Consider the following 741-nt stretch of genomic DNA (forward strand, 5'->3'; position numbering starts at 1 on the left):
CACCCGCCCCACGCTGCGCCCGCGCCTGCTGTGGTTCAACGCGCTGCTCACGGTGGTGCTGCTGGTGCTGCTCGGCATGGACGTCATGCCGCTGCCGTTCTTGTTCATGGCCGCCTCGGCGCTGGCGCTGCTGGTGAACTTCCCGAACCCCGCGCAGCAGGCCGAGCGCATCAGGGAGCACGCCACGAGCATCGTCTCGGTGGTCTCCATGGTGTTCGCCGCGGCCGTGCTCACCGCGGCGCTGTCCAGCACCGGCATGGACACCGCGATGGCCCAGTGGCTCGTGGCCGTGGTGCCCGACGCGTGGGGCACGCACCTGGCCGTCATCACCGGCGTGCTGAGCATGCCGCTGACGTTCTTCCTGTCCAACGACGCGTTCTACTTCGGCGTCCTGCCGATCCTGTCGCAGGCCGCGGCCGAGTACGGCATCACGCCGCTGGAGATGGCGCGCGCCTCGATCGTCGGCCAGCCGGTGCACTTCACCAGCCCGCTGGTGCCGGCGATGCTGCTGCTGATCTCGCTGGCGAAGGTCGACCTCGCCGACCACCACAAGAAGGTGATCTGGCGCAGCGTCGTGCTGTCGCTGGTGATGCTGGCCGCCGCCGTCGCCACCGGCGTCGTGCCCCTCGGCTGACCCGCCGCGCCGCTGCCCGGCAGACCCCGCAGGACCCCGCAGGGCCCCGCACGTCCCTCCCGAGAGAGAGCACCGTGAGCACCTGGACCTCCCCCTCCCCCGGCACC

The 741-nt window shown here is 71.4% G+C and carries 1 protein-coding gene; it reads left to right on the forward strand.

Annotated features, from left to right (window positions below):
- The coding region (locus GTR00_RS22065; RefSeq protein ID WP_276610405.1) for an SLC13 family permease at positions 1–634 on the forward strand (634 nt) is incomplete at its 5' end.
- Positions 635–741: the final 107 nt, after the last annotated feature.

This window comes from Kineococcus indalonis (assembly GCF_009906395.1).
GTDB classification, from domain to species: Bacteria; Actinomycetota; Actinomycetes; order Actinomycetales; family Kineococcaceae; genus Kineococcus; species Kineococcus indalonis.